Source organism: Aeromonas sp. s9 (assembly GCF_040907765.1).
Lineage (GTDB): Bacteria > Pseudomonadota > Gammaproteobacteria > Enterobacterales > Aeromonadaceae > Aeromonas > Aeromonas caviae.
On record NZ_JBFOCK010000080.1, the window covers coordinates 36,365 to 60,479 of the forward strand.

General features: G+C 62.5%; 18 protein-coding genes. 4 read left to right on the forward strand and 14 right to left on the reverse strand.

What is annotated here, in order from left to right:
- Positions 1-10: 10 nt before the first annotated feature.
- Complete coding sequence (gene cobA / locus AB5Y54_RS16960) at positions 11-769, reverse strand: uroporphyrinogen-III C-methyltransferase (protein ID WP_201996405.1); 759 nt, start codon at positions 767-769, stop codon at positions 11-13.
- Between the two features lie 28 nt (positions 770-797).
- Entirely contained in the window at positions 798-3,422 is a 2,625-nt protein-coding gene (locus AB5Y54_RS16965) for a molybdopterin-dependent oxidoreductase (protein WP_368154054.1), read from the reverse strand.
- 284 nt (positions 3,423-3,706) lie between these two features.
- Between AB5Y54_RS16965 and AB5Y54_RS16970 the strand changes: the two genes are divergently transcribed.
- Positions 3,707-4,210 carry an RNA methyltransferase gene (locus AB5Y54_RS16970; RefSeq protein WP_048207027.1) on the forward strand — a complete coding sequence of 168 codons (504 nt, stop codon included), beginning with the start codon at positions 3,707-3,709 and terminating at the stop codon, positions 4,208-4,210.
- 157 nt (positions 4,211-4,367) lie between these two features.
- Here the strand turns inward: AB5Y54_RS16970 and AB5Y54_RS16975 are convergent, their stop codons facing one another.
- On the reverse strand, positions 4,368-5,111 hold the full coding sequence (locus tag AB5Y54_RS16975; RefSeq protein ID WP_368154055.1) for a hypothetical protein: 744 nt from the start codon (positions 5,109-5,111) through the stop codon (positions 4,368-4,370).
- Positions 5,112-5,305: 194 nt separating this feature from the next.
- On the opposite strand from AB5Y54_RS16975, the gene AB5Y54_RS16980 reads away from it, so the two are divergent.
- The gene (locus tag AB5Y54_RS16980) at positions 5,306-5,737 is read left to right on the forward strand and encodes a universal stress protein (protein WP_041212463.1); all 432 of its coding nucleotides are present in this window, start codon (positions 5,306-5,308) and stop codon (positions 5,735-5,737) included.
- 169 nt (positions 5,738-5,906) lie between these two features.
- Here AB5Y54_RS16980 and AB5Y54_RS16985 read toward each other — a convergent pair whose 3' ends face one another.
- The 6 genes from AB5Y54_RS16985 to gpt all read right to left on the reverse strand — a co-directional run bounded on the left by AB5Y54_RS16985 (position 5,907) and on the right by gpt (position 11,602).
- Positions 5,907-6,542, reverse strand: a complete 636-nt coding sequence (locus AB5Y54_RS16985) for a murein L,D-transpeptidase catalytic domain family protein (protein WP_104452400.1) — start codon at positions 6,540-6,542, stop codon at positions 5,907-5,909.
- 156 nt (positions 6,543-6,698) lie between these two features.
- Complete coding sequence (locus AB5Y54_RS16990) at positions 6,699-7,955, reverse strand: glutamate-5-semialdehyde dehydrogenase (protein WP_368154056.1); 1,257 nt, start codon at positions 7,953-7,955, stop codon at positions 6,699-6,701.
- Positions 7,956-7,987: 32 nt separating this feature from the next.
- Positions 7,988-9,091: a glutamate 5-kinase gene (gene proB / locus AB5Y54_RS16995; protein ID WP_010675460.1), complete on the reverse strand. Its 1,104-nt coding sequence runs from the start codon at positions 9,089-9,091 to the stop codon at positions 7,988-7,990.
- Positions 9,092-9,236: 145 nt separating this feature from the next.
- A complete protein-coding gene (crl, locus tag AB5Y54_RS17000) occupies positions 9,237-9,629 on the reverse strand; it encodes a sigma factor-binding protein Crl (protein WP_039040346.1) in 393 nt (130 codons plus the stop codon).
- 62 nt (positions 9,630-9,691) lie between these two features.
- Positions 9,692-10,960, reverse strand: coding sequence for an esterase FrsA (frsA, locus tag AB5Y54_RS17005; RefSeq protein ID WP_368154057.1), 1,269 nt, complete (start codon positions 10,958-10,960; stop codon positions 9,692-9,694).
- Positions 10,961-11,134: 174 nt separating this feature from the next.
- Complete coding sequence (gene gpt / locus AB5Y54_RS17010) at positions 11,135-11,602, reverse strand: xanthine phosphoribosyltransferase (protein WP_039040347.1); 468 nt, start codon at positions 11,600-11,602, stop codon at positions 11,135-11,137.
- Between the two features lie 923 nt (positions 11,603-12,525).
- Between gpt and AB5Y54_RS17015 the strand changes: the two genes are divergently transcribed.
- The gene (locus AB5Y54_RS17015; protein ID WP_368154058.1) at positions 12,526-13,977 is read left to right on the forward strand and encodes an aminoacyl-histidine dipeptidase; all 1,452 of its coding nucleotides are present in this window, start codon (positions 12,526-12,528) and stop codon (positions 13,975-13,977) included.
- Between the two features lie 628 nt (positions 13,978-14,605).
- On the opposite strand, the gene AB5Y54_RS17020 is transcribed toward AB5Y54_RS17015, so the two are convergent.
- From AB5Y54_RS17020 to AB5Y54_RS17040, 5 genes are all read right to left on the reverse strand, one after another.
- A complete protein-coding gene (locus AB5Y54_RS17020) occupies positions 14,606-15,607 on the reverse strand; it encodes an ABC transporter ATP-binding protein (protein WP_041212969.1) in 1,002 nt (333 codons plus the stop codon).
- 94 nt (positions 15,608-15,701) lie between these two features.
- A complete protein-coding gene (locus AB5Y54_RS17025) occupies positions 15,702-16,739 on the reverse strand; it encodes an ABC transporter ATP-binding protein (protein WP_171865682.1) in 1,038 nt (345 codons plus the stop codon).
- Positions 16,740-16,764: 25 nt separating this feature from the next.
- On the reverse strand, positions 16,765-18,582 hold the full coding sequence (locus AB5Y54_RS17030) for an extracellular solute-binding protein (RefSeq protein ID WP_368154059.1): 1,818 nt from the start codon (positions 18,580-18,582) through the stop codon (positions 16,765-16,767).
- An 82-nt stretch (positions 18,583-18,664) separates the two neighbouring features.
- Positions 18,665-19,708: an ABC transporter permease gene (locus tag AB5Y54_RS17035; protein WP_214004362.1), complete on the reverse strand. Its 1,044-nt coding sequence runs from the start codon at positions 19,706-19,708 to the stop codon at positions 18,665-18,667.
- Between the two features lie 2 nt (positions 19,709-19,710).
- Positions 19,711-20,736 (reverse strand): ABC transporter permease subunit, encoded by a 1,026-nt coding sequence (locus AB5Y54_RS17040; protein ID WP_010675471.1) that lies wholly within the window; start codon positions 20,734-20,736, stop codon positions 19,711-19,713.
- Between the two features lie 739 nt (positions 20,737-21,475).
- Here AB5Y54_RS17040 and AB5Y54_RS17045 point away from each other — a divergent pair.
- The gene (locus AB5Y54_RS17045; protein ID WP_368154060.1) at positions 21,476-24,082 is read left to right on the forward strand and encodes a TonB-dependent receptor plug domain-containing protein; all 2,607 of its coding nucleotides are present in this window, start codon (positions 21,476-21,478) and stop codon (positions 24,080-24,082) included.
- Positions 24,083-24,115: the final 33 nt, after the last annotated feature.

The window sequence follows — 24,115 nt, forward strand, 5'->3', positions numbered from 1 at the left end:
AAATCGCCCCTCAGGCGACCCGTTCCAGGGCCTCCGTCAGCAGCCCCTGCAGCTCGGCGCGCAGCCGCACCACCTCCCCCATGATGATCAGCACCGGGCTCTGGCCCAGCAGGGCACGGGCGGCCTGCTCCAGGCCATCGAGCGTGGCCTCGTGCACCTGCTGGCGGGGGCTGCAGCCAGCCACCACCAGGGCCACCGGCAGCGCGCCCGGGGCCCCCGCCCTCAACATCCCTTCCCGAATGCGGGCCGCCCGCTCCAGCCCCATGTAGAACACCAGGGTGTGGCCCGCCCGGGTCAGCCCGTGCCAGCCCTGATAGTCGCGCTCGTCCATCAGGTGCCCCGTCACCAGGGTCAGAGAGCGGGCCAGCCCCCTGTGGGTCAGGGGAATGAAGCTGCTGGCGGCGCACCCCAGGGCCGCCGTGATCCCCGGCACCAGCTCGGCCTCGATGCCGTGCCGGGCCAGGTGCAGCGCCTCCTCGCCACCGCGCCCGAACACCAGGGGATCCCCTCCCTTGAGACGCACCACCCGCTTGCCCGTGCGGGCCAGGGCCAGCAGCAGGGCGTTGATCTCCTCCTGGGTCGGGCTCGGCTCACCGCAGCGCTTGCCCACGTCGAAGCGGGCCGCCCCGTGGGGAATGCGGGCCAGGATCTCGCTCCCCACCAGGCGGTCATAGACCACGATCTCTGCCGCCTCCAGACGGTGCAGGGCGCGCAGGGTCAACAATTCGAGGGGCCCGGGGCCCGCTCCCACCAGACTGATTTGGCTCATCTCAGGCTCCTTGTGTCCTGGCACCGCACTAAGCGGATGCCAGGAAAACATGTTTGATCAACAGCTTGTCGATTTCGGGCAGACAGGTGCCGCAGTTGCTGCCACAGCCGAGCAGGGCCTGCAGCCCCGCCAGCTCGCTCACCCCCTGCCGGGTGATGGCATCGACGATGCGCTGCTCCGAGACCCGCAGGCAGGAGCAGACCAGCCGGCTCTCCCCGGCCAGGGCCTGGCTCAGTGTCTGGCTCAGGGCCCCCGCCTGGAGCGGCGTGCCGAGCAGACTGGCCAGCAGGTCGACCTTGATGTCCGGGCGCCGCTCTCCCACCAGCAGGATCCCCTCGATGCGATCTCCGGCCAGGGCCACGGCCAGCCACCCCTCCTTCATGGGCAGCCTGAGCCAGTGCCCCTCGGCCCCCAGCCGTTGCCACAGGCACTCTGTGCTCTCTGACCAGGAGGCCAGCAGGGTGCAGTTACCCTCGGGCAGGGGGCGCCTGGCCCACCAGTCCACCGGCTCGCGCCACTCACCCCGGCCACACCAGAGCCCTTGCCAGCGGGTGAGCTGCGCCCTGGCCTGCACCCGCCCCTGTTTGAACATCGGCTGGCCGGAAAGGGGATCCACCACGGGGGCGATGAGGCGGTTGACCGCCCCCTGGCTGCACTGGCTGTCGGTCCAGTGCATGGGCAGGAAGGCCTCCCCCTCCCTGAGCCCCTCATCCAGCCCCACCAGCAGCAGCGCCTCCCCAAGCCCGTTGCAAAGGCGCACCAGATCCCCCTCCTTCACGCCAAGCGCCAGCAGGCTGGCGGCCCCCATCCGCACCCTGGGCCAGGGCTCGGCCTCCTGCAACCGGGGCACGTGGCCGGTGCGGGTCATGGTGTGCCACTGATCCCGCAGGCGGCCACTGTTGAGGAGCAGGGAGACAGCCCCTGCAAGCGGGAGCGTTGCTGGCTGCTCGGGGAAGCGCTGGGCCAGGGGCAGCAGGCGGGCCCGGCCATCCGGGGTGGCAAAGCGCCCATCCTCGAACAGGCGGGCCCTCCCCTGGGGCCAGTCAGCGTTGACGGGCCAGCGCAGGGGAGAAAGGGCCTCGAATTCGGCACGGGTGAGACCCGCCAGCCCGGAGATGTCGAACTGGCGGGATCCGTCGTTCTCAAACCCGGAGAGGGCGGCATGCTCGCAGAAGATCTCGTGCTCGTGCTCATAGGCGAACCCCTCGCCAAAGCCGAGCCGACGGGCGAGCCGGGTCAGGGCCCACCAGTCGGGCCTGGCCTCCCCCGGCAGGGGCAGGAAGGCGCGCTGGCGGCTGATGGTGCGCTCGGAGTTGGTGACGGTCCCGCTCTTCTCTCCCCAGGCTGCGGCAGGCAACAGCAGGTGGGCGAGGCGCGCCGTGTCGGTGTTGGCCGTCACCTCGGAGACCACCAGCAGCTCGCAGCGGCTCAGGGCCTCGCGCACCCGGTTGCCGTCCGGCAGGGAGACCGCAGGGTTGGTGCCGAGCACCCAGAGCGCGCGGATCTCCCCCCGGTGCACAGCCTCGAACAGCTCGACGGCCTTGTGCCCCTGCCCGCGCACCATGGTCGGGCTTCCCCAGAAGCGCTGTACCCGATCGCACTCGGCCTCGCCAAAGCCCATGTGGGCGGCGAGCTGGGTCGCGAGCCCTCCCACCTCGCGCCCGCCCATGGCGTTGGGTTGCCCCGTCATGGAGAAGGGAGCCGCCCCCGGCTTGCCGATGCGACCGCACATCAGGTGGGCGTTGATGATGGCGTTGGCCTTGTCCACCCCCTGGTTGGACTGGTTGATCCCCTGGCAGAACAGGGTGACGGTCTTGGGGGTACGGGCAAAGAGCTGGTAGAAACCGAGCAGGTCGCTGCGGGAGAGGCCGCAGCTGCGGGCCACCTCGTCCAACTGCCAGGCCGGATCGTCCAGCGCCCCCGCCAACGCCTCGAAGCCGCTCACGTGCTGCGCCACATAGGCCTTGTCCCAGCCATCGACATCGAGCAGGTAGCGGCACAGGCCGTTCCAGAGCGTCACGTCGCTGCCGGGTTTGAGTGCCAGATGCAGATCCCCCTGCTCCGCCGTCATGGTGCGGCGGGGATCCAGCACCACCAGCCTGAGCTCGGGGCGCCGCGCCCTGGCCTGCTGCAGGCGGCGAAACAGCACGGGATGGGTCCAGGCGGTGTTGGCACCGGTGAGCACCACCAGATCGGCGAGCTCCAGATCCTCGTAACAGGCGGGCACCAGATCCTCCCCGAAGGCGCGCTGGTGGGCCACCACCGCCGACGACATGCAGAGCCGGGAGTTGGTGTCCACGTTGGCACTGCCCAGATACCCCTTCATCAGCTTGTTGGCGACGTAGTAATCCTCGGTGGTGAGCTGGCCCGACAGATAGATGCCGATGGCATCCGGCCCGGACTCGGCCAGGATGGCGGCAAAACGCTCCGCCAGGGTGTCCAGGGCCTCCTCCCAGCCGATGCGCTGCCCCATCCAGCGCGGATAGAGCAGGCGATCGGGAAAGGCCAGGCTCTCCAGCAGGCTGGCGCCCTTGACGCACAGGGCGCCGCCGTTGGCCGGATGCTGCTCATCCCCCTGCAACTGCCAGTTGTCCCCCTCCCGGCTCAGCCGGATGCCGCACCCCACTCCGCAATAGGCACAGGTGGTCTTCATTCCCTTGCTCCTTGTCATGTGTCTGACGAGGGGCCCATAAAAAAAGCGTCCGCCCCCCTGCGGGGACGGACGCCTTTGTCCGGATGCCTCATCGTCTTGTATGGGGAAGTGACTGCAAACCCCGCGCCAGGATGCAAGGGGCGCCGCCATTGCGCATCAGGATGTCGGGCTGCGCCGCCACGGTGCAGCCGCCCCCTTGTTGGGCCCGCCTTGCGGGAATCCGCCCCGCACGCTGGGCAAGGGACCCACCGGGGGTATAATGCGCCACCACACAGGAGAGAGAGATGAAAGTGTCAGATGAAGGCGCCGCCGGGCAGCACCGGGCAGATGCCCGGGAGGGTGGGGACTATTGCGCCATCGGGCTGGTCAATCCCAAATCCCCGGAGAACGTGGGCGCCGTGATGCGGGCCGCCGGCTGCTACGGGGCGGACGAGGTCTACTACACGGGGCAGCGCTTCGAGCTGGCACGCCGTTTTGTTACCGACACCAAGCAGATGGTGGAGAAGATCCCCCTGCTCGGGGTCGAGGAGCTGCTGGACTTCGTGCCCGAGGGCTGCACCCCAGTGCTGGTGGATTTGATCGAGGGGGCCACGCCCCTGCCGGATTACGTGCACCCCGAGAGAGCCTTCTACATCTTCGGCCCGGAGGATGGCACCCTGGAACCCGCCCGCTTCGCGGCGGTGAAGGAGGTTATCTATGTGCCGACTCAGGGTTGCATGAACCTGGCCGCCTCGGTCAACGTCATCCTCTATGACCGGTTGGCCAAGACGCTCAGAGCCAAAGGTTAAGGCAGGACAAGACGTTATCTATGTGGCCAGACCGACAGGCTGCATGCACCTCACCGCCTCGGTCAACGTCATCCTCTATGACCGGTTGGCCAAGACGCTCAGAGCCAAAGGCTGAGGCAGGACAAGAGGGGCCCGATGACGTTATCAGGCCCGACAGCTAGGGCTGTGGCTTGTTCGCCCGCACCACCTGCTCCCTGAGAAAGTCCTGGTAGTAGTCGTAGAGCTTGTTCTGCCGATAGATCTCCGCCAGCTTGCCCTGCCTTATCAGGGTGCGCATGCCGGGATCCCAGAGCCCGTGTAACTCCCTGCCCTTCGGGGTATCGGCGAAGATGGGGTAGGTCGGGATCCAGCGCAGGAATACCTGTACCAGCTCGGGGGGAAGGGAGCCTTCGGGGTAGAGGGCGCCGTCGGTCAGGTAGTAGCGGTAACGCCCCTTGATCAGCAATTGCAGCGCCATCTCATGACTGTCTATCTCGAACCAGCGCATCGGCTCCGGGATGAACTTGTCAAAGGCCCACCCCCTCAACCAGAGCACCTCCTGCTCCTTGAGGCTGTGCTCCCCTGCCCAGTGCGGCAGCCAGCGCTTTTGCATCACCACGCTCACGTAGTCAGCCGAGTCTGGGTAGTCGGGCTGATGGACCCCGGGCACCTCTCCCCGATAGACCCCCATCGCCATGTCCCCCTCCTTTTTCGACACCACCGCCAGTGCCCGTTTGTAAGGCACCATGTGAAGCTTCACCTCGTGCCCCAGGGGTTCATAGATGGCTCGAACCACATCCAGATAGACCCCCTTGCCGTCCCGGTGACAGAAGCCGGGCCAGTCGTCGCAATAGACGTGTATGGTGTCTGCCCGCACGGACGAGGTGATCAGCAGGCAACAGAACAGAAAAAGACGAACCATGAATATCCTCAGTGATATGGCACTCGGCAGATGCTCACCGCCGGACGGCCCGTTCAGGCATACAGATAGCATAGAAAAACAGAGTCCCGGCCGACATTTTCCCCATTTTGCGAGCGGGTCGAGGGTTATTGTCGCCCCACAGCGTATCATGGCAAACAAGATTCATTAGTAGCCCAACTTGAGGGGAGATTCTCATGCCAACCATCAAATCCCTGCTCTGCCCCGTCGATTTCTCCGAGATGTCCAGAGCGGTACTCGACTACGCCGTCTTCATGGCCAACACCCACCAGGCCGAGCTCAAACTGGTCCACGTGGTGGATCAGCTGCACGGCTTCGACAGCTACAAGATCCTGCACATGACGGCCATCGAGATCACCCACGAGATGGAACGCCAGGCCAAGAGTCAGCTCAAGGAACTGGTCGCCTGCCTGCCCATTCCGGCCAAGTTCGAGGTCCGTTTTGGCCGCGCCGCCGATGAAATCGTTCTCCAGGCGAAGGAAGACAAGGTGGATCTCGTGGTCATGGGCAGCCATGGCCGCTCCGGCATCACCCACCTGCTGGTAGGCAGCGTGGCGGAATCCGTGGTGCGCCACGCTCCCTGCCCTGTGCTGGTGGTCCGCAAATAATCCCCGCCTGATGCGCCAAGGCCAGCATATGCTGGCCTTTTTGCTGTTCATTGCCATGGGATGCTCATCTCAGAACCGGTGCACGAGGGATAACGAGAGGTCGTCGGCAAGGTAGAACGCCGCCCACCAGTCCTGGTGACGCCCTCGCAGCAGGCTCGCGGGCAGGGTCTCAGCCATGGGCATAGATGACGCTCCCTCCCTTGATGGTGTCGATAATGGCCCTGGACTGCTCCCTTGGCAGGGCCGGGCATCCCCAGCTGCGCCCCAGCTTGTCAAACTTCTGCAGATGCCTGGGGCTGGCGTAGTCCGCCCCGTGCACCACGATGGCGCGCTTGCGGGCATTGCTGTTCTTGCCGGGACTGAGGCCGTCGAGACGCAGGGAGTAACCGTGCTTGCCCTGATAGGTCTCGGCGGTGCGGTAGACCCCGAGGGAGCTTTGCCGGGAATTCATCTGATTGGAGAACTGGCGGGCGGCCAGCTCCCCCGAATTGCGGCCGTGGCTGACCCAGGTGTGGTAGAGCAGCTTGTGGCGCTTGACGTCGATGACGAACAGCCGGCGCATGGTCGAGGGCTTGCTGTAGTCGATGATGGTGAGAATGGGTTTTCGCTTGTGGCGCACGCTCTGGTAACCGTCCAGGGCCTTGCGAAACACGCGGCTGTCGAGCTTGCCGGCCAGGCCGAGCTGACGATAGAGATCCTGGTCCCAGCTGGCGTGGCTGGCGCCGCTGAAACAGAGCGCCCCCAGCAGCAGTGGCAGGCTCAGCCAGAGGCTGCCCCACCACGCACTCCTATCCCATCCCTTCATCCTTGAAGTTGCTCCCCTTGCTGTCGCTGGCCTGATGCCCCGGGTGACACCGCATCCTGCTGGATAGTTATATGCAAGCCATTGATTGCGAGCAATAAAAAAGCACAAAAATGCCGACCTGAGTCGGCATTGTCCTGCTTGCTGAGCGTGCCTGGATCAGGCACGGCTGAGATAATCCGCCTGCCCCACCCACTTGTAGCTGGTGAGTTCGGTCAGCCCCATGGGGCCACGGGCGTGAAGCATCTGGGTCGAGACCGCCACCTCGGCCCCGAGGCCAAACTGGCCGCCGTCGGTGAAGCGGGTGGAGGCGTTGACATAGACCGCCGCCGAACCGGCCCCGTTGACGAAACGCTCGGCATTGGCGAGGGAGTTGGTCAGGATGGCATCGGAGTGGCCGGCGTTGTGCTCGCGCATATGGGCGAGCGCCTCGTTGACGTCCGCCACCACCTTGACCCCCAGGGTCAACCCCAGCCACTCGGTGTCGAAATCTTCCGGCCCCGCGTCGCACAGGTTGTCGCTGCCAGCCAGCAGCGCCATGGCATTGGGCGCTCCCACCAGGGTCACCTTGCGCTCGTTCATCAGAGCCACCAGTTGCGGCAGCAAGGTAGCCGCCAGCTTCTCGTGTACCAGCAGGGTATCGAGGGCATTGCAGGCGGAGGGGCGCTGGACCTTGGCGTTCTCGATGACCGCCAGGGAACGCGCCAGATCGGCGCTCTCGTCCACGAAGATGTGGCTGATACCGAACCCGCCGATGATGACGGGGATGGAACTGTTCTCCTTACACATCTTGTGAAGACCCGCGCCGCCGCGAGGGATGATCATGTCCACGTAACGGTCAAGGCGCAGCAACTCGGCCACCAGCGCCCTGTCCGGGTTGTCGATGTACTGCACCGCCGCCTCGGGCAGACCGGACGCCGCCAGGGCATGCTGGATCACCCGCACCAACTCCAGGTTGGAGTGGAAGGTCTCGCGACCGCCGCGCAGAATGCTGGCGTTGCCGGTCTTGAGGCAGAGGCTGGCGATGTCGATGGTGACATTGGGGCGCGCCTCGTAGATGACGCCGATGACACCGATGGGCACCCGGCGACGGGAGAGGCGCAGGCCATTCTCCAGCACCCGGCTGTCGATTTCGGCCCCGACCGGATCGTCTAGGGTGATCACCTTGCGCACATCCGCCACTATGCCGGCAAGGCGCGCCGGGTTGAGCAGCAGGCGATCCAGCATGGCTTCCGTGAGCCCCGCCTCGCGCCCGGCGGCGATGTCTTTCTCGTTGGCCACCAGGATCTGGGCACTGCGTGCTTCCAGTTCATCGGCGATGGCCGCCAGCGCCCGGTTCTTCTGTGCCGTACTGACGGTGGCCAGTTGATAGGCGGCTTCACGGGCCGCCTGCCCCATTTTCTCCAGACTCATCACAGTTCCCTTTTGTTCATGCGGTGCCGCCCTGTTCAGAGCAGCACCATATCATCACGGTGGATGGCCACGGCCCCATAGCCGTAACCCAATACCTGTTCAATCTGATCCGAGTGGACACCGCGCAGCCGATCCAGCTCCAGATGGTCGTAACGGCAGATACCGCGAGCCAGCTCGCTCCCCTTGGGATCCAGGATACGCACCACGTCGCCACGCACGAAATCTCCCTTCACCGCGACGATGCCCTTGGGCAGCAGGCTGGAGCCCTTCTCCTGCATGGCGGCCACGGCCCCCTGATCCACCTGCACTTCGCCGTGAGGAGGGGGCCCTGCCAGGATCCAGCTCTTGCGCCCTTCCAGGGGGGATGCCAGGGCCGGGAACAGGGTCCCCACCCGCTCCCCGGCGGCGAGTCGGCCGATCACTTCCGGGATCTGGCCGGTGGCGATCACCACGTCCACCCCGGCGCGGCGCGCCACGTCGGCGGCCTGCAACTTGGTGGCCATGCCACCGGTGCCAAGGCCGCTCACGCTGTCACCGGCGAGGGAGCGCAGGGTGTCGTCTATGGTCTGCACCTCTTCGATGAGCTGGGCATCCGGGTTGGTGCGCGGGTCGGCGGTGAAGAGCCCCTTCTGATCCGTGAGCAGGATCAGCAAGTCCGCATCCGCCAGGATGGCCGCACGGGCGGAGAGGTTGTCGTTGTCCCCCACCTTGATCTCGGCGGTGGCCACGGCGTCGTTCTCGTTGATGACGGGGATGATGCGGTGATCAAGCAGAGTGCGCAGGGTGTCGCGGGCATTGAGGTAGCGCTCCCTGTCTTCCAGGTCGGCGCGGGTCAGCAGCATCTGGCCGATGTGCAGCCCGTAGAGGTTGAACAGGTCCTGCCATACCCGGATGAGCTGGGTCTGACCCACCGCCGCCAGCATCTGTTTGTTCGGCAGGGTAGGCGCCAGCGGAGGGTGGCCCAGATGCTCACGACCGGCGGCGATGGCCCCCGACGTGACCAGCACGACACGGTGCCCGTGTCGATGCAAGGCGGCACATTGTCTGACCAGCTCGACCATGTGGGCACGGTTGAGGCGGGCAGATCCCCCGGTGAGCACGCTGGTGCCCAGTTTGACGACTATGGTTCTGTTTTCCATGGGAACGAAGGGTTAGAAAAGTAAGGAATCCCTTTATACCCACGGCCCCCCTGCCCTGCAAGGCAATTAAGCCTCGCCAGGCAGTTGCGGGCTCGGTGACAAAGCATCGGGGTACCCCGCACCGGGAAGATGCGGGGCTTGGGGATCAGGCTGCCGTCACGCTCAGTTCGGCGGTCACCTGCTTCGCGGGGGAGAGGGTGCACTCCAGCTGGGTCAACTTGCCGCTGATGAGCTTGTAGAAATGTTGCAGGGTGCGTTCCACTTCCGCCTGATGCTTCTTGGGCAGCGCCTTGTCGATCCACTCCCCGTCCGCGTTGTAGAACCCCGTCTGATAGTGGTAGCTGAAGCTGTGATCCGCCTGCTCCAGCACCAGCCACCAGCCCCAGAACTCCCGCTTGTCCGGAGCAGGCTTGGCGCTGACACAGACGGACAGGCAGTCAAAGCGGTAACGGCCCTCCTCGCACAGGTCTTCACGCAAATAGGGGCCAATGGCCGCGAACTGCCGAAGCAATCGCTTGTAAGTCACTCTTTCTGACATGCTAACCTCCCTGTTGAACAAGCCATACCATCACATGGTGATGTTACATTTTTAGTTTTATATCATGTACATAAGTGCTTTTTTAGCCAATCTACCGTCTCTTTCAGTGCCTCGTCATAGACCTCGAGCAGTGGCTGCTTGTCAAACACCACCGCCTTGCCGTTGCGACTCGCAGCGGCCAATGCCCGGACATCCTGCTCGGGACAAATAAAATCTTTCTTGTGCCCGATACTCAATATCGGCACGGAAGTGCGACTCCCCAGCAATCCCTGGGTCTTGAGGGAGAAGACCTGACACTTGGTGCGCAGCAGATCCCACTGGGCCGCGTCCGCCCCCAGCCGGTTCGCCAGCCCGTCGCGCATCATGCGCGGGCAGCGGGCGAACATCTCCTGATTGGTGAACACCTGGTTGATGCCGGCACCGATGCAGACCACGGTCCTAAGCTTGAACGGCTCGACGAAGGCGAGACGGGCCGCCACATTGCCGGCGAGGCGGAACCCCACCATGGCGATGCGCTGGTGATCGACCCAGGCCACCTCCGAGAGGTAGTTGAGCACCGCCTGGTGCAGGCGGCTGGTGTCCTGCACCAGGGGCCAGTGTTCGGCATAGCCGGTGCCCGGCATGTCCAGGGAGAGCATCCCGATGCCGTGGGGCTCGAGACACTTGAAATAGAAGTTGAGGAAGTCCACCTGAAGCGAATCGATGCCACCGCTGACGATGACCAGGGGCACAGGTTTCTCGGTGGTGGGCAGATGCAGGTAGCCCTGGATGGTCTTGCCCCGAAACGGGACCTGCAGCTCCTTGAGGGGCACCTTGAACAGGCGTCCGGCCTCGCGATAGGCCATGTTGCCGAGCAACTGGGCCTGATCCGCCAGCTCGTCGTGCTTGAGGTGGGGGTAGCTTGCGATGGAGTAGTAGCGCACTGCCTTGAGCAGGCTCTTCAGCGCCGCGGCGCGATCCCCTTCCCCCAGCAGCGTCCGCCCCGTATTGAAATAACGGCCGGCGAGCTGACTCCACTCATAGACCCAGTTGCCGGGCACATAGCCCTTGATGGTGTCCAGATAGCGTTCGTGACTGCGCTCCCCCTGCCCCATGGCGATGCGCGCCAGGGTCTGCTCCACCTCGACGGGATCGGCCCCCTGCCAGGCCCAGGTCGGTCTGCGCAGCAGGCGATACCAGCGGGGCGACAGGGCGCCATCGATGAAGCTGTCAGACAGTGCGCTGTCTTGCTCGTCGACGGGGCTAGAGTTGGAGACTTCGGAAGTTTCCAATACCTTTTTGACCCGGGTAAACAGCTTTTCCGTCAGATTGGTATCGTCGTTTGGTTCCAAAATGGTGGCTCTTCTGTCTCAAACAATGTCCCATCTTAACCACTTTTCACATCGAGCAGCCACACCAGAAACGCATTGAGCCCCAAAAGGGGCTCAATGTGGTCAACCTTGCATCACGACGGATCAGTCCGCTCCCGAATGCCGGGGAGTCACTGGTCGCGACCGGTGGGGCGATTACGCTTCGTCGCAGATCGGCTTGGCGAACTCCAGCGCCATGTCCCAGGGCTGTTCAATCCAGGTATCCTGCGGAATGGCGACTTCGAAGTCATCCACCAGGGGTTCGCCCATGGGCTTGGCGAAGATGGTGATGAACTTGGCTCTGGGGTAGAGCTCGCGGATCGCCTTGGCGGTGCCGCCGGTGTCCACCAGATCGTCCACCACCAGCCAGCCTTCACCGTCACCTGCGGTGGTGGCAGCCTTCACCACCACCAGCTCGCGCTGGTTGTCGTGGTCATAGCTGGAGATGCAGAGGGTTTCGACATTGCGAATGCCAAGTTCGCGGGCCATCAGGGCCGCAGGCACCAGACCACCGCGACTGACGGCGATGATCCCTTTCCACTGGCTGACAGGCAGTTGACGACGGGCCAGACGGCGCGCTTCGCGTTGCAGGTTATCCCACGATACATAGAACTTTTTTGGCATGCTATCGATCTCAACGAGTTATAAAGCAATCACTTATGAGGCGAAACCCGGCAAAGAGACGGGTTCAGGTCAATTCTGGCACCCCGTTTCCCGAATTTTGCTTGCACTTTTTCGGCCTCGGGGCTGACGCCTCGGCGGCAAAAACGGATGCAATGCGAACAGGGATAGGGTGTAGCTGGCGGCCATCTCGGGTGGACTCCCGAGCTCGGGCCGGCTGTTGGGCCGGTATGATAGCACTCTTTATGGATAAATTGAGCGGCAAACGTATGCGAAAAACAGGAAATGTCCGCCATCTCCCGCTCTGTCGCCCTTTTGGGAGGGCTCCGGTGGCACCGAAATGGTAGCCGTTCGACACCCAAATGACTTTCGGGCAAAAAAATAGCAGGGGGAGGAGAGGATCCTCACGCACCTGCTGCTGTTACCTGTGACGCCTGCGAGCCTTAACGGCGGGTAGCGTAGGGATTCGGGTAGTTGAAGCCCTGGGTATAGAGAGATTGGGCAAACCAATAGGTTGAATTGCTGCCTGACATCATAAACTCCTGATTGCTTAACAAGTTACGTACCTTAATGCGGGTTCACATCCTTGAACTGACACTCGGTTCCATGGAGGCGCACTTGCTTTGCTTCGGTTCCCTGGAGGCATTGATTGTCATCCTGACAAGTGGGCTGGCCACGGCGGCTAATTTACCACCCGGCGCCCAAAAGACAATATTTTTGTGACCGACATCACAAAATTGATGTTGTGCTGACACAAATAAGGCAGGTAGTGAAGTTCGCCATCCATGCTCCCTTTCCCAGCACAAGCAGAGCGTCATTTGCGCTGATCGCTCACATTTTTGCGTGATTGACTGTATTATCGTTATCCTCTTCCCCGGCCCGCAGAGTGGGGCCCGACATTTTCCATGCTGGTAAGGAGTCCCGACGTGGCACAGCTCAGTTCTCTGTCTCCCAAGTTGATTTGGCAATTCTTCGAGCAGATCTGCTCCATCCCCCACCCCTCCAAGCACGAAGCCCAACTGAGCGCCTGGATCGTCGCATGGGCCCAGGGAGAAGGCCTGGCGGTCAAGCAAGATGCCGTCGGCAACATCATCATCAAGAAACCGGCCACGCCGGGGATGGAAAACCGCAAGGCCGTGGTGCTGCAAGCCCACATCGACATGGTGCCCCAGGCCAACGCCGACACCCAGCACGACTTCACCACCGATCCCATCGATGCCTACATCGATGGCGAATGGGTCACCGCCCGTGGTACCACCCTGGGTGCCGACAACGGCATGGGCATGGCGGGCTGCCTGGCCGTGCTGACCGACAAGACCATCAAGCACGGCCCGCTGGAAGTGCTGCTGACCACCGACGAGGAGACCGGCATGACCGGCGCCTTCGGTCTGGAAGCGGGCTGGCTGGAGGGCGAGATCCTGCTCAATACCGACTCCGAAGAGGATGGCGAGGTCTACATGGGCTGCGCCGGCGGGGTGGATGCCAATATCCGCTTCCCCCTGGAGCTGGTCGCAGCCACCGAGGGTGAAGGTTTCGAGCTGCAGGTCAAGGGCCTGCGCGGCGGCCACTCCGGGGTCGACATCCATCGCGGCCGCGGCAACGCCAACAAGCTGCTGGTCCGTCTGCTCAAGGCCGCCGAACCGCTGGGGGTGCGCCTTGGCGATCTCAGTGGCGGCACCCTGCGCAACGCCATCCCCCGCGAGGCCCGTGCCAGCCTGCTGGTGCCCGCCGCCAGCGTGGCTGACTTCAAGGCCCTGGTGGACCGCTACGCCGGCATCTATCAGAGCGAGCTGGCCGCCACCGAGGCCAACCTCACCGTGCTGCTCACCGCCCGGGAGAAACCGGCCCAGCTCATGAGCGAGTCCCTGCAAAGCCGCCTGCTGGATGCCCTGATGGCCTGCCCGAACGGGGTGATGCGCATGAGCGACGCCATCCCGGGCGTGACCGAGACCTCCACCAACCTGGGTGTCATCAAGACACTCGAGGGGGAAGTCTATGTGCAGTGCCTGATCCGCTCCCTCATCGATTCCGGTCGCGAGAACATCGAGCAGATGACCCGCTCCCTGTTCACCCTGGCCGGCGCCAGCTGCGAGTTCACCGGCGCCTACCCGGGTTGGGCCCCGAACGTCGACTCACCGGTCATGGCGCTGGTGCGAAGCAGCTACCAGACCCTGTTTGGCGAGATGCCGAACGTCATGGTGATCCACGCAGGCCTCGAGTGCGGTCTGTTCAAGAGCGCCTACCCGGACTGGGACATGGTCTCCTTCGGCCCGACCATCCGTGGCGCTCACGCACCGGGGGAGAAGGTGCACATCCCGGCGGTCGAGCGTTTCTGGCAACTGCTGGTTCACGTGCTGGAACATATCCCGGCCAAGTAAGCCAGCTCACGACCATACCGATGCCCCGCCCAGTGCGGGGCATCTTTTTTGTGCTCCCTCCTCGGCCACCTCTCTCATATCCCCGATTCCACGCGCGGCCCTGGCTTGAAATCGTATCCATGAACAGGTCTGCATTTGAAAACCTTTTCCATGATTTATGTAAATTTACAACACAAAAAGTTGATCCAGCCCACATATCCCCCTAGGATCAGAACGTGACCAAGGTCACACAACCCATGAACCACAGAGAAACGAGGTCATCATATGTTCGAGAATCTGGCAGTGCTGTTCCACCTGAAGGGTGCAACCAGCAAGAAAGGTGCTGAAGAGAAAGACACTTATGCGCCTGCAACCCGCAATTACTACTTCCGTTATGGCGCCTGATATCGCCTGTCCGGAAGTTGAAATTAGCAACGTAATAAAACTACAAAACAACTCAGCAATCCACACAACAGCCACCCCATCGGGGCGCTGTCCTGCCCGGGCCAGAATTTCCACGGCCAAACCTGAACTCCAACCATGAAGATGGGGCCCACAGGCCCCATTTTTTTATTCCGTTTCCGCTTTTATTGCGCCTCCTCGGTGCCACCTTGCAGCGATGCCGGTTGCGACGCGGCGGGCGCCGGCATCATATCGCCTTTCCCAGTGGCACCGCCTCCTGCACGGGCAAGGGGAAATGGCAGGCTACCTGATGCCCCTGCCCGCCGCACGCCTCAAGGGCAGGCGAGCGGGTGCGGCACAGATCCGTTGCATGGGGGCAGCGCTGGTGAAAGTGGCAGCCACTCGGCGGCGAGATGGGGGACGGCACATCCCCCGTCAGCAGGATGCGCTGGCTGCGCCGCCGTGGATCCGGCACCGGAATGGCGGAGATGAGCGCCTGGGTATAGGGGTGGCGCGGCGCCAGGTAGAGAGCCTGGGCCTCGGCCAGCTCGACGATCCGGCCCAGATACATCACCGCAATCCGGTCCGAGATGTGCTTGACCACCGACAGGTCATGGGCGATGAAGATGATGGCGAGGTTCATCTCCCGCTGCAGATTGAGCAGCAGGTTCACGATCTGGGACTGCACCGACACGTCGAGCGCCGACACCGCCTCGTCACACACCAGCAGCTTGGGCTTGAGGGCGATGGCGCGGGCGATGCCGATACGTTGGCGCTGGCCACCAGAGAACTCATGGGGGTAGCGATCCACCGCGCTGCCGGGCAAGCCGACTTTCTCCAGCAGCTCCTGCACCCATGTCCGGCGCTGTTCGGCGTTGCCCTTGCCGTGGATGATGAAGGGCTCCTCCAGGATCTGCCCCACCGTGTGGCGGCTGTTGAGGGATTCTGCGGGATCCTGGAACACGATCTGCATCTCCTGACGCAGGGATCGCATCTCCTTGGGCGAGAGGTGGGTGATGTCACGCCCCTCGAAGGTGATGGAACCGGCGCTCGGCTCGAACAGCTTGAGCAACGAACGCCCCAGGGTGGACTTGCCGCATCCCGACTCTCCCACCAGGCCAAGGGTCTCCCCCTGCCTGAGATCAAAGCTGATGCCATCCACCGCGTAGACGGTGTATTGCTTGCGCAAGAAACCGCCACCCATCTTGAAATGCTGCTTTAAATTGCTTACCGACAACAAGCTGGTCATGACTTCCATCCCCGACGATTCATGGCAGCAGACGACCTGGTCGCTTTCCCGCCGCCTGGCTGCCCTGCGACACCCCGTCCCCACACCAGGCCGCTCATAGGCTCACCTCCTTCCAGTGGTGGCAGGCCACCCCGTGGTGCTCGCTCAACTGCTCGGTCACCGGTATGGTCTCCACGCAAAGGGGCGTGGCATGGGGGCAGCGGTTGGAGAAACGGCACCCCGCCGGCATCTCGTGCAGGGCAGGCACCTGACCCTTGATGGTCTTGAGCAGGCTCTTTGGCACATCTTCCAGACGCGGGATCGAGGCCATCAGACCATGAGTATAGGGATGGCGCGGGTGGTCAAACAGTTCATAGATATCGGCCCGCTCCACCGCACGCCCGGCATACATCACCACCACCTCGTCGCACAGCTCCGCCACCACCCCGAGATCGTGGGTGATGAAGATGATGGCCATGCCGGTCTGGGCTTGCAGCTCCTTCATCAGATCCAGGATCTGGGCCTGGATGGTCACATCGAGCGCCGTGGTCGGCTCGTCGCAGATGAGCAGGGCCGGTTCGCAGGCCAGCGCCATGGCGATCATCACCCGCTGGCGCATGCCGCCGGAAAGATTGTGGGGATAAGCCGCGAAACGCTGGGCAGGCTCGGGGATCCCCACCTTCTTCAACATGGCAATGGCGGCGTCACGGCGCTGGGCCTTGCTGTAATCGGGGCGGTGGAGGCGAAACACCTCCATCAGCTGATCGCCGACCGTCTGCACCGGGTTGAGGGCCGTCATGGGCTCCTGAAAGATCATGGAGATACGGTTGCCGCGCACCTTGTACATCTGCTCCGGCGGCAGATTGAGCAGCTCCTCCCCCTGAAAGCGGATGGAGCCCCCTACCACCTGACCGTGAGGCCTTGGCAGCAACCCCATGATGGCCAGCGAGGTGACGCTCTTGCCGCAGCCGGACTCGCCGACTATCCCCAGGGTCTTGCCCGGGGCGACCTGGAAGCTGACCCCGTCGAGCACCTTGATCTTGCCGTCGTCGACGGCGAACTCCACCTCGAGATCCCGCACCTCGAGGATGGGGGACAGAGACTGCCCCTCATGATCGCTGGTGCCGGGGGCGGTGGCCTGTGTGTTGGGCATGACTGCTGCTCCCTTCTGGACCACATCAATGATGTGCATAGGTCTTGTCGATCAGGGTGATGGGGGCCAGCGCCTTGCCGTCAGCCTTGGCCTTCTGGGTCTCCTCCTTCACCTTGGGATCGATCCAGAGCAGGCCGCCACTGCTGTGGGGGTAGCCATCCATGGGCCAGTAGAGCAGATCCGGGGTGTTGCGGGTGGCGGGCACCTCCGGCAGCATCACATAGCGCCAGCTGCTGGCTCGCACGTAGTTGAGCTGAACCCCGGGCACGAAGATGGCGAGATCATAGATCCGCTGCTGGATCTGGTGGGAAAGCGCGGCCCGCTTGTCCATGTCGAACTCGACGTTGTAGGCGTCGATCAGGCTGTCGAGCGCTTTGTCAGCCACGTTGAACAGGTTGTTGGTCTGGGGCTTGTTGGCGTTGTCGGAGTGGAAGGACTCCCAGTATTGCGGATAGAGACCGCCGCCCCCCCAGCCAAGCCAGGCCGCCTCGTGTTTCTTCTCCAGCATCACCTTGAAGCCGGTGGCGCCATCCACCAGATTGAGCTCCAGATCCAGGCCCGCCTTCTTGGCCTCTTCCTTGAGCACGGTCAGCCGCTTGGAGTGCTCCTGGCTGGTGTAGGTGAGGGCCAGGGTGAGCCGCTCTCCCTTGTCGTTTTGCAGGATGCCGTCCGGTCCCTGCTTGCCGTAACCGCCCTTGGCGAAGTACTCCCGTGCCTTGGCGATGTCGTAGGCCCGCTCAGGGAGCGCGATGTTGGTGAAGGCCCCGAAGCCAGAGCCGAAGGTGGTAGCGCGGTCATAGTCGCCGTGCAGCACCGTCTCTATCATCTTGTCGATGTTGAAGGCGTGCTGGATACCGAGCCGCACGTTGAGATCCGCCAGCTTGGGATTGGCCACGTTGAGGTGAACCCCCTGCCCCCCCTGCTTGGTGTCGGTCATGGCCATCACCTTCTGCACGTATCCCTGCTTGTACTCCGGGGTGACCGCCTTCTCATGCCACCAGTTGGGCAGGATCATCTCGAAGGTGTCCAGCTCCCCCTTGAGGAAGTGGCGGAACGCGATGTTATGGTCGCGGATCACCTGCACCTTGATGGTGTCGAGGTTGAACCTGTGCTGGTTGTAGCGATCGTCTTTTGCCCACCACTCCTTCTGCTTGCTGAAGGTGACGGACTTGCCCTTCTTCACGTCGCTCATCACGTAGGGGCCCGTGGTGGGTACCACGGCCCAGTTGTACTGCTTCACCCAGTTCGGGCCCATCTTGTAGTAGTGCTTGGGCTGGGGCCACAATTCGGTGGTGTTGAGGAGATCGAGCTTGGCCTTGCGGCTGCCCGCCTTGACCAGGATGGTGTGGTCGTCAATCTTCTCCACCGCCACCACCTCGGTGGTGTAGTAGTTGTTGAACCAGGGGCCCTTGATGTCCTTGGAGCGCATCATCTCGTAGCCGAAGGTGTAGTCATCGGCGGTGACCGGCTTGCCGTCGGACCACTTGGCGCGCGGGTCGAGCCTGAAATAGACGGTCTGGCTGTCCGGCGCGATGGCCCAGGCATTCGCCAGGGCCGGAATGGGGTTGCCCGTGTTGGGATGGAAGCTGATGAGCCTCATCTGGTTGTCGAGGATGAAGGAGCGGAACGAGCCGTTGGAATCCGGCCCCACGGTGCGAAACGTCAGCGGGAAGCTGTCGACGAAGAGATTGAGGTTGCCGCCGGGCAGCGCCTTGGGAGAGGCGAACACGGGGTCGGTGTCGTTGGTCTCCCACGTCAGATCCGCGGGCAGGCTGGCCGCCCACACACAGGATCCGTTCAACAGCAGAAAGAGAGCACCTGTCCATTTGATTTTATTGTTCATGTTTGACTTCCTGGTCATGCCCCTGCACTGGGGGCGTCTTCATTAAGGGTCCTGTCGATGTGCCCTGGCAAGGCGCCACCGCTCACTGATAACGGGTAAATTTGCGCGGATCGAACGCCTCCCGGATGGCCTCCCCGATGAAGGAGACCATGATGAGCACCAGGCTCACCGCCGCCACCACCGAACTCACGATCCAGATGGCGTCGAGGTTGTTGATCCCCTGGGAGAGCAGCTCCCCCCAGCTCGGGGTCGGCGGCGCCAGGCCAAAGCCCAGGTAGTCCAGCGCCGTCAGGGTGGAGATGTTGCCCACCACGGCAAACGGGGCCAGGGTGACGATCATCATCAGGGTATTGGGCAGAATGTGGTTGAAGATGATGCGCCTGGTGCTCGCCCCCTGGGCCCGCGCCGCCATCACGTAGTCCCGCGCCCGCTCCTTGTAGGTGAGGGTGCGCATGTACCAGGTGATCCCCATCCAGCCGAACAGCACGTTGATGCCGACGAACAGGCCGAAGTTCGGCTTGGCCAGGGAGACCAGGATCATGATGACATAGAGGAAGGGCACCTGGGACCAGATCTCGATGAAACGCTGCATCAGGAGATCGAACCGACCGCCGAGGAACCCCATCATGCAGCCGATGCTGACCCCGATGACATAGCTCGCCACCAGCGCGATGAAAGCAAAGCCGATGGCAATGCGAAAGCCGTAGACCAGCCGTGCCAATACGTCGCGACCGCTGGTGTCGGTGCCGAGGAAGTGGCGCTCCGCCAGGCTCGGGGCATAGGGCGGATAGGCTTCCTCCTTGAAGTCCTGTTCATAGGGGTTCCAGGGGACCAGGGGCAGCAACACCCAATCCCCCTTCCCTTCCTTCGCAAATTGGCTCTTGAGCTGGCGGTAGTTGGTCTCGTACTCGTAGTCGAGCCCGAAGTGCTGGCCCGGGATCACGTCCCCATAGGTGGGGAAATAGAGCTCCCCCTGATAGCTCACCGCCAGGGCCCGGCTGTTGACCAGCAATTCCGCCAGCAGAGAGATGACCACCAGGACCGAAAAGATGACAAAGGAGTAGTAGCCGCGCTTTATCGACTTGAAGCGCTTGAGTTTTTTCAGAGTTACCGGATTCAGGTTCATGCTCACTCTCCAAACCGCACGCGGGGATCGACCAAGGCAACGCAGATGTCGGAGACAATGTTCCCCACCAGCATCAGCATGGAGGTGATGGCCAGAATGCCCATGACGGTGGGGTAATCCCGCTCGACAATGGCCTCATAACCGAGCAGGCCGATGCCGTCGATGTTGAAGATGGTCTCGATGAGGAAGGAGCCCCCGAAGAAGACGGTGAGCACCGACCCTAAGTGACTCGCGATGGGGATCAGGCTGTTGCGCATGGCGTGATCGGTCACCGCCTTGCGAAACGGCAGCCCCTTGGCCACGGCGGTGCGCACGTAATCCGCCGACAGGTTCTCCATCAGGCTGTTCTTCATGGTCATGGTGAGGATGGCGAAATCCCCGATGGCGTAGGCGATGAGCGGCAGCAGGGCGTGGGCGAAGACGGTACGGATCTGATCCCAGCTGCTCTCCATCCCGTCAAACTCGTCCCCCGGGAAGCCCCCCATGGGCAGCCACTCCAGATGGAACGCAAAGACGGTGATGAGGAAGATCCCCACCACGTAGGCGGGCAGCGCATAGGCCATGTAGATGAGCATGGAGCTCAGGGAATCGAAGCGGCTGTTGTGCCTGAGCGCCTTGGCCACCCCGAGCGGGATGGAGACGGCATAACTCAGCAGAAAGGTGGCGAGCCCGAAGAAGGCGGTCACCGGCAACCTCTCCTTGATGAGATCCCACACCGGCTCGTAATAACGGGTCGACTCCCCGAGATCCAGCACCGCCAGCTTCTGCAACCAGTCCCAGTAGGCGACCAGCATGGGCTTGTCGAGGCCGTAGAACGCCTTGAGCTCTTCAATCTGTTCGTCGGAGAGTGCCTGCGCCCCCTTGCTGCCACTGGAGCGGCCGGACTCGTTTTGCGAGACCTGCGCCTGCAGCAGCATGCGCTCGACCGGGCCGCCCGGCACGAAGCGGGTGATGGTGAAGACGAGCAGGGTGATACCGAGAAACGTCGGGATGATCAAAAGCATCCGACGTAGGAAATACGACAGCATGGTGGAACCTCGTCCTTGTTGTTCTTTTATGGCCAGTCACATCCGGTGACGGGCCTATCCTTACCTGGCATTACTCACTGAATTGACTGGCATTGACAGACAATCCGGCTCGGTCACTGTAAAAGCTCTGCAATAAAAATCAAGTAGAACCCGGTCTGCGACCGGGAATGTCCCCCCGCAGCATATCCCGCGGATGATTTTTTCCAAAAAACCCAACTTCAATATAAAAAACTGCTACGCCTACCCGTCCAACTCGATTTTAATTATTAAAAAATTAATTACACAGGTGTTTTAATCCATGCAAAGCAAAGCAAAATCAACAAGTTAATGACAAGCCGGACTGCTTTCTTATTTACCTATAAAAGAAGAGGGATAGCCGCCCCCACCCTCCGTTCCCCGGAAAACGCTCTCGCCACAAAAGCAGATGAAAATACTACAAAAAACCGTTTTCTCGATATCGACACTGGAGTGACAAGCGACTTATCGATAAGTTCAAAAATAATCAATAAAATTGTAAAAATCGAACCTAACAACATCTTTACATAAGTTGACGCGGCATTTACGGAATAAAACGCCAAAAATATTCCATCAAGTGCATATTCCCATCTAATTCCCTCTACTGCCCCCATCCCCGCCGCTCCATTTGACGTCCATCACCAAACCTTGATAAGCCTTACGCACCGCTCCAACGAGGGCGGTAATGGAAGCAAACAAAAAACAATCAGGAAGGATACTAGCGATGCTTAGGAAAAGCAGACTCTCTGCTGCCGTAGCGTTTGCCTTGGCGAGCGCGGCAGTAGTGGCCACCCCTGTCCTGGCCGAAGAGGGCCAGAACGTCGAAAAACTGCAAAAAATCAAGGTCACCGGCTCGCGGATCTCCCGAGTCGATGTGGAAGGCGCCACCCCGGTCGTCTCCGTGACCAAGGCGAAGATCGAGCAATCCGGTCAGCAGACCGTCGCCGATTACCTCAAGCAGGCCTCCTATAACTCCTTTGGCGGCGTCTCCCCGGCCTCCGGCAGCTCCTTCCAGTCCCAAGCCACCGTCGGCCTGCGCGGCCTGGGTTCAGAGCGTACTCTGGTCCTGCTGAACGGCAAGCGGGTGGCGGGCTCCCCCACCATGGGCGGCACCTCCATCAACCTCAACACCATCCCCATGGCCGCCGTTGAGCGGGTCGAGGTCAACCTGGACGGCGGCTCCGCCATCTACGGTTCCGACGCCATTGGTGGCGTGATCAACGTGGTGCTCAAAGAGGGCTACGAAGGGCTGGACTTCCAGGGCCGCATTGGCTCCCCGAGCGAAGAGGGCGGCGACGAGAAGAGCGGCTCCATCGTGGCAGGGGTGGCCGGCGAGAAGGGCTCCCTGATGGCGGTCTACGAGCACGACAAGAAGGACGTCATCTACGCCCGTGATCGTGACTATCTTGCCAAACAGGGCAACGACTCCCCCAACCTCTTCGGCCGCAACGTGGAAGGGATCACGGGTCTTGACGCCAACGGCGACCCCATCTGGAAATACGGCCCCCTGGCCGGCGCCACCAATGCCGACGGCTCATGCAAGGAGCCCTTCGTCGGGTTCGAGGGCGGCTGTAACTTCAACTACGGCCAGGTCAAGGCCACCACGGCCTCCCGCAGCCGTGACACCCTGTACGTGAACGGTCGCTATCACATCAACGACAACGTCGACTTCGTGCCGCAGCTCATCGGCTCCCGGGTCGAGAGTTTCGGCCGCTTCGCCCCTGCCGCCGGCGCCTTCACCATCGATCCGGCCAACCCGAAGAACGCCCAGTTCTTCGCCGACAACGGCCTGGATGCCGCCGCCACCCAGGGGCTGGGTGAAGCTGCCTATGCCTACTACCGCTTCAACAACGTCGGCCCCCGCGACAACTTGGTCACCGACATGACCGGCAGCATGAACCTGGGCTTCGAGGGTACCATCACCACTGAAAGCGTCGGCGACATGCAGTGGAACGCCGGCTACATGTACTCCAAGACCGACAACAAGGAGAACGGCACCGGTTACGTACTGAAGTCCGCCGCCCAGCAGGCGGTCGCCGACGGCAAGTTCGTCGGTGGCGAGTTCGACGCCTCCACCACGGCCTCCATGGCCGCCGACACCAGCCGCCGCTCCACCATGGACTTCTACCAGTGGTACGCCGGTGTCCAGTGGGACATGGGTGAACTGCCGGCCGGTCCGGTCAGCTGGTATGCCGGTGCCGAGTACAACGACTGGGTCTATGCCGACAAATACGACGCCCAGTCCGAAGCCGGCAACATCATCGGCTCCGCAGGCAACTCCTCCGGTGGCGTGCGTGACGTGACTGCCGCCTACATCGAGTCCCTGGTGCCCATCACCGAGCAGATCGAGCTGAACGTGGCCGGTCGCTTCGACAAGTACAGCGACTTCGGCAGCGCCTTCTCCCCCAAGGCGAGCCTGCGTTACCAGCCGCTGGACAACCTGATGCTGCGCACCTCCTGGTCCCGTTCGTTCCGCGCCCCCAGCCTGAGCGACCTCTACTCGGCTGACTCCTACTCCGCCGACTCGGCCAAGGACTATGTCTACTGCGAGGCCAACGGCATCTCCGCTGCCGACTGCCCGAACCGCCAGTACGACACCACCCGTACCTCCAACGAGGAGCTGAAGGAAGAGACCGCGGACACCTGGAACTTCGGGGTGGCCTACAGCCCGGTGGATGACCTGAACCTCTCCCTGGACTACTACACCATCAAGATCGAGGACGTGATCCAGCTGAACTCCCTGCAGTCCGTCATCTATGACGAGCTGAACAGCGGCGGCTCCAGCTACATCACCCGCAACAGCCAGGGCAAGATCAGCGGCGCCATCGCGCCCATGGTCAACCTGGGGACCCTCAAGACCTCGGGTCTTGATCTGAAGGTGGACTACAAGTACGACCTGAACTACGCCACCATCCGCTACGACCTGGGCGGTACCTACATCCTCGAGTACAAGGAAGGTCTGTACGCCGGTGGTCCCGTCATCGACAAGATCGGCCAGAACGGCCTGCCGCAGCTGCGCTTCAGCTCCGGTGTGGGCGTCAATGTTCCCCAATGGTGGAACATGGACACCTACCTGAGCGCGAACTACATCGACTCCCAGAGCCAGGACTACATCGCCGATACCGGTGAGGAAGTGGGCCACATCGCGTCCCAGACCACCTGGAACCTGAACGTCGGCGTGGATGCTCCCTGGGATGGCAAGATCCAGGTCGGGGTGAAGAACATGTTCAACTCGGGCCCGTCCCTCGAGAGCGATGGCTTCACCTATAACGAAGATCTCTACAGCATCGACGGTCGCATCTACTACCTCGACTACAGCCAGAAGTTCTAATTCACCTGCAGATGACAAGCCGGCCCGGTCGGG